The organism is Polaromonas sp. P1_E1_2, from assembly GCF_056406035.1.
In genome coordinates, this window is the sequence record NZ_JBFUAZ010000257.1 from 1 (window position 1) to 5,539 (window position 5,539).

Here is a 5,539-nt window from a genome sequence, read left to right on the forward strand (position 1 = left end):
CAATCATGTCTATGGGCGTGGGCGTGATGTCCCAGGTCTCGACGATGGGAATACCCGAGGCCAGCAGGCGGCGCCGCCCTTCCGGCGAATGCATGATGCCGGTCAGCACGATGCCGTCGGGCCGTCGGCCCACGATGGCATCGATCAACGCGTCTTCGCGCGCGCCGCCGTAGCCGCTTTGCCCAAGGATCAGCTGGCAGCCGGCCTCGGCCAGTGCGTCGGTCAGCGCCTGTATGGTTTCCAGGAACACCGGGCCGGCGATGGTGGGCACCAGGGCCGCCACCAGGCGGCTGCGATTGGACGCCAGGCCGCCGGCGATGAGGTTAGGCACATAGCCGCTGCGCGAAATCGCACTGCGCACGCGCTCCAGGGTTTCGGGGGACACGGCCGCCGGTGTGTTGAGCGCGCGCGACACCGTGATGGCCGAAACACCGGCCAGGCTGGCCACGTCGCTGAGGGTGATGCCGCCGGTTCCGGGGCGCGGGGCGCGCTTGGCTTTTCGCAGCGTCTCTGTGGGTGACTTCATGCCCGAATGTTAACGCTAACTTGAGTGCCTTCGGCACTCAATCCTGGTCCAGGCCGAAGTGCCGCCTGAACGCATCGCAAAACTCCGCCGTCCCGCTGAACGACAGGGTCAGCGTGTGCCGCGGCTTGCCGGGCGTGCCGGCTTCCACCTTCAGGCGATGCGCTGCCTCGTCATAGCGCAAGGCCTCGGGTGCCGTCATCTCCTGCATGCCATGGAAGTCGTAGTCCCAATCGAAACCATCCTCGAGCGGGCCGCGCCGCCCGGGGAATTCCGCATGCGCCCACGCCAGCACCTGGACGACCTCGGCGTGCGCGGCCTGCACCTGCTCGGGCCAGGTTGACGCTACAGCCTCCAGCGTGCCCGTGCCGTCACCGTCTTCCGCGTAATCGAAGTGGAGGTAGTCCAGGCTCAAGGGCGGGCGCTTAATGCTCAATAGGTGCCCGGATAGGCCCCGCCGTCGGCCAGCACGTTCTGCCCTGTCATGTAGGCGGCATGCATGCTGCACAGGAAAGCGCAGATGGCGCCGAACTCTTCGGGCGTGCCGAAGCGCTGGGCCGGGATGTTCTTGCGGCGCGCGTCCATGATGGCCTCAAGAGGTTGACCGGTTTTTTGCGCCGCGCCGCTCATGGTGCCGCGCAGGCGGTCGGTGTCGAAGGCGCCCGGCAACAGGTTGTTGATGGTGACGCCCTGCGCCGCGAGTTTGGTGCGTGCCACGCCGGCCACGAAGCCGGTCAGCCCGCTGCGCGCGCCGTTGGACAGGCCCAGGATGTCGATGGGCGACTTGACCGAACTGGAAGTGATGTTGACGATGCGCCCGAAGCCGCGTGCCGCCATGCCGTCGACCGTGGCCTTGATCAGTTCAATGGGGGTCAGCATGTTGGCATCCACCGCCTTGAGCCAGGCATCACGGTCCCAGTCGCGGAAGTCGCCGGGCGGGGGACCGCCGGCATTGGTCACCACGATGTCGAAGTCCTTGCGCAGCGCAAAAACCGAGGCGCGGCCTTCGGGCGTGGTGATGTCGGCGGCAACATACTGAACGCTGGTGCCCGCGGGTTTGGCCTTGTCCGCCTTCAGTTTTTCAGCCGCGGCCTTCAGCGTTTCTTCGCCGCGGGCCACGATCTGCACATGCACGCCTTCGCGCACCAGCGCCTCGGCGCAACCCAGACCCAAACCCTTGCTAGCGCCGCAGACCAGCGCCCATTTGCCTGCAATACCCAAATCCATAATAATTCCTCATTACAACCACGGGGGAGAGCGGCTCATGATACTGAGTAAATACAAAATGCAGGCGGGAATGGTTATCGCTCCCCTGCTCACATCCATGCTGGTTTTCAGTGCGGCGGCACAGGCCCAGCCGCAAGGCGAGGCCGTACTGATCAAGCGCGCAGCCCAACTGCGCGAAGGTCCGGGCGAATCGGCCCGCAGCCTGGCCCCGCTGCCGGTTCAAACCTCGGTGACCCGGCTGGGCGAGCGCAACGGCGCGTGGATCAAGGTCCGCACTGCCGACGGCACCAGCGGCTGGGTGCACATGTTTGACATCACGGCCCCCAGCTCGCAGGCCGGTGCCGGCACCGGTGCACTGCGCAGCCTCTCGAGCTTTTTCAACAAGGGCAGCGCACAGGCGCCGGGCGGCGCAGTTGCCACATCCACCGTCGGCATTCGCGGCCTGGGTGCGGAAGACCTGGCCAATGCCGTTCCCAACCTGGCGGCCGTGGCGCAAGCCGACGCCAACCGTGCGAACGCTGCGCAAGCCAGGCAGTTCGCGGGCGGTGCCTCGCTGAACGTCCGGCAGGTCGATCCCCTGCCCACACCCACACCGCCGGCTGCCACACCCAGCACCAGAACCGAACAATACGGCGGCTAAAAACAAGACAAGAGGCAGCGCAATGAATCTTCACACCCTCCAAACACTGGCAACGCCCGCACGCCATGCGGTTTTTGCATTGGCCCTGCTGGCCGGCCTGCTCCCTCTGGGCGCTCATGCCCAGGATGCGGGCAAGGCGCTGGGCGGCCTGTTCCAGTCACTGATACGCCCGAACCARCCGGCGCAGCCCGCCCCCGCGCAACCCAACTCAGCGGCCGGTCTGGCCGGCGCGTTGCTGGGCGCCAGCCTTACACCGGGCGGACAGCAGGCGGCCCAAGGTGGTGACCTGTTCCAGCTGTTGTCACAGTCGCTGGATCAGATTGACGAACCACGTGAAATCCAGATCGGCCAGCAACTGGCCGCCGTGCTACTGGGCAGCAAACCGCTCTACCCTGACGTGGCCGCGCAGCGCTATATCAACCAGCTGGGCCGCTGGATCAGCCTGCAGTCATCGCGGCCCGACCTGCCCTGGACCTTCGCCATCCTCGACGACCCCGGCTTCAACGCATTTGCCACGCCAGGCGGTTATGTCTTCGTCACCAAGGGCCTGATGGACCGCGTGGCGGACGAAAGCGAACTGGCCGGCATCCTGGCCCATGAAATCACCCATGTCACAGCCAAGCACCACCTGATCGCCATGAACAAGGCGGCACGCGCCGGCCTTCTGACGCAGGTGATCAGCTCTCAGCTGAAGAACGACCTGGGCGGCCTGGTGTCGTCGCAGTTGCTGGCGCTGGGCAAGAACATGTACACCAAGGGGCTGGACCAGCAGGACGAGTTTGACGCCGACCGTACCGGCGTGGCTCTCGCCGCGCGCGCAGGGTTCGATCCCTACGGTCTGGTGGCGGTGCTGCAGCAACTGCGCAGCGCAGCGCCTGACGATGCGCTATTCGCCCTGTCGCTCAGCACCCATCCACCGGCACAGGTTCGCCTGAACCAGCTTGAGCAGGCCATGGGTAACCGGCTCGATGCTTACGCGGGCCAGCCGTCCGTCACGGTAGCGCAGCGAATGAGCGCTTCGAACCGCCGGCCTACCGCGCAGGCACCCGCACCCACGCGCACTACCGGCAAGAAAACGAACTAGGACGTAACGGGCCTACGACGGCGGCACTTCTTCACCAACCGGGGCCGCGGGACTGGCTTTGCCAGACCGCAGGCGCAGCGGCCCCTGGGTAATGAAAAGGGGCAGGGAGAAGCCGCAGGCTACACGAAGTGAGCGACCGTGGGGGCTATCTGGTTCTGGTAAAGACGAATATTCCGGCGATGACTAAAACCGTCCCCGCCGCCACCCAGGCCGTGAACGGCTCACCCAGAATCAGCACACCCATCAGGATGGTGGACATCGGGCCCACCATGCCGGTTTGCGCGGCCATGCTGGCGCCGATGCGCTCGATCGCCATCATCACCATCAGCACGGGTGCAGCCGTGCACAGCGTGGCATTGAGCAGTGACAGCCAGATTACCTCCGGCGCCACGGCTGCCGCGCTCATGGGACGCAGCAACACAAACTGCAGCAGGCAACACAGGCAGGCCACGGTGGTAGCCAGCCCCACCAGGCGCAATGAGCCGAGCCGCCGGACCATCTCACCGCTGTAAACCAGATAAAGCGCGTAGCTCACCGCGCTCAGGAACACCAGCAGCGCACCCCAGGCAGCGTCCGCACCCTGCAGCGTGATCTCGTGACCGAACACCAGCACCACACCGCAATAGCTGATGGCCATGCCGACAATTTGCAGCGCGCCAACTCGGCGCTTGTACAACACCAGACCCAGCAGCAACACCAGCGTGGGATTGAGATAGAGGATCAGCCGCTCCAGCGAGGCACTGATAAATGCCAGGCCAGCGAAGTCCAGGAAGCTGGCGAGGTAGTAGCCGGTAAAACCGAGCCAGAGCACGCCCAGCCAGTCGTTGCGCGTCAGCGGCGCCTTGCCCCGGCTGGCCCACCACGCCATCACCGCAAAGATGGGCAGCGCAAACAGCATGCGGTACATGATCAGCGTGACGGCGTCGACGCCGTAGCGATAGGCCAGCTTGACGATGATGGCTTTACCGCTGAAGGCAATCGCTCCGAAAGTGGCGAGCAGCAAGCCGGGCGCTATGCTTTTGGTAGCTGCTTGCGCATGACCTGCTTGGTCTGCAGGCATTTTTATATCGGATGTGTCGGGCGTATCGGTCAAGGTGGTTGCTTAGAAACCCACGGCCTGGCCGTCACGGCGTGGATCGCTTGCCGCGACATAACCCTCGACCTTGGGATTGCCGGCACGCCAGATGAACTGACCAGCGCCGAAGTCCTGGTAGGAGTCGTTGATGACTTCCATACGGTGGCCACGGTCGGCAAGGCCCTGCACGGTACTCGGGTCCATCGTGGCCTCCACATTGATCTCCAGGCCGGCGTTGTAGCGCCAGCGCGGCGCATCGCAAGCCACCTGTGGGCTCTGGCCGTAGTCCAGCATGCGCACCAGTGTCTGCATGTGGCCCTGCGGCTGCATGTTCGCGCCCATCACGCCATAGCTCATCACGGGTTTGCCGTCCTTGCTGAGGAAGGCCGGAATGATGGTGTGGAAAGGCCGCTTGCCAGGCGCGACCTGGTTGGCGCCCGTCTGCAGGCTGAAGGCGTGTCCGCGGTTCTGCAGGCTGATGCCGAACTCCGGCTCGACGCAGCCCGAACCAAAACCCATGTAGTTGCTCTGGATGAAGCTCACCATCATGCCGTTCTCGTCGGCCGCCGTCAGGTAGATCGTTCCACCCTTGACGGGGTTGCCCGCGCCAAAGTCCTGTGCCTTTTTCATGTCGATGAGTTTGGCACGGGATGCAAGGTACGCGTCATCGAGCATTTGCTCGGCCGTCACCTCCATTGACGAGGGCTCGGCCACGTACCGGTAAATATCGGCAAATGCCAGCTTCATGGCTTCGATCTGCAGGTGCTGCGAATCCACGCCGTCAACCGGCAGCCCGGCCACATCGAACTTATCAAGGATGCCCAGCGCAATCAGCGCCGCAATGCCCTGCCCGTTCGGCGGAATTTCGTGCAGGGTATAGCCCCGGTACTCCTTGCCGATGGGTTTGACCCATTCCGGCTTGTAGCTTTCAAAATCTTTGGCGGTGATGCTGCCGCCGTTTTGTGCGGAGAATTTTTCGATGGCCTGGGC

7 protein-coding genes are annotated in these 5,539 nt (G+C 64.5%); 2 read left to right on the plus strand and 5 right to left on the minus strand.

The genetic code is table 11. The annotated features are described in order from the left end of the window. The 3 genes from AC1D1P_RS12965 to AC1D1P_RS12975 all read right to left on the minus strand — a co-directional run. A partial coding sequence (locus tag AC1D1P_RS12965; protein ID WP_477673266.1) for a LacI family DNA-binding transcriptional regulator occupies window positions 1–526 on the minus strand: 526 nt, incomplete at its 3' end. A 37-nt stretch (window positions 527–563) separates the two neighbouring features. Next, on the minus strand, window positions 564–959 hold the full coding sequence (locus tag AC1D1P_RS12970; RefSeq protein WP_477673267.1) for a hypothetical protein: 396 nt from the start codon (window positions 957–959) through the stop codon (window positions 564–566). Beyond that, window positions 956–1,750 (minus strand): SDR family oxidoreductase, encoded by a 795-nt coding sequence (locus AC1D1P_RS12975; protein WP_477669702.1) that lies wholly within the window; start codon window positions 1,748–1,750, stop codon window positions 956–958. The genes AC1D1P_RS12970 and AC1D1P_RS12975 overlap by 4 nt, the downstream gene beginning before the upstream one ends. A gap of 37 nt (window positions 1,751–1,787) precedes the next feature. Here AC1D1P_RS12975 and AC1D1P_RS12980 point away from each other — a divergent pair, with 37 nt between their 5' ends. Further along, window positions 1,788–2,390 (plus strand): SH3 domain-containing protein, encoded by a 603-nt coding sequence (locus AC1D1P_RS12980; protein ID WP_477673268.1) that lies wholly within the window; start codon window positions 1,788–1,790, stop codon window positions 2,388–2,390. A 22-nt stretch (window positions 2,391–2,412) separates the two neighbouring features. Further along, the gene (locus AC1D1P_RS12985) at window positions 2,413–3,474 is read left to right on the plus strand and encodes a M48 family metalloprotease (RefSeq protein ID WP_477669704.1); all 1,062 of its coding nucleotides are present in this window, start codon (window positions 2,413–2,415) and stop codon (window positions 3,472–3,474) included. Window positions 3,475–3,619: 145 nt separating this feature from the next. On the opposite strand, the gene AC1D1P_RS12990 is transcribed toward AC1D1P_RS12985, so the two are convergent. Together AC1D1P_RS12990 and AC1D1P_RS12995 are read right to left on the minus strand one after the other, a co-directional pair. Further along, window positions 3,620–4,534, minus strand: coding sequence for a DMT family transporter (locus AC1D1P_RS12990; RefSeq protein ID WP_477673269.1), 915 nt, complete (start codon window positions 4,532–4,534; stop codon window positions 3,620–3,622). A gap of 42 nt (window positions 4,535–4,576) precedes the next feature. After that, a partial coding sequence (locus AC1D1P_RS12995) for a gamma-glutamyltransferase family protein (RefSeq protein ID WP_477673270.1) occupies window positions 4,577–5,539 on the minus strand: 963 nt, incomplete at its 5' end.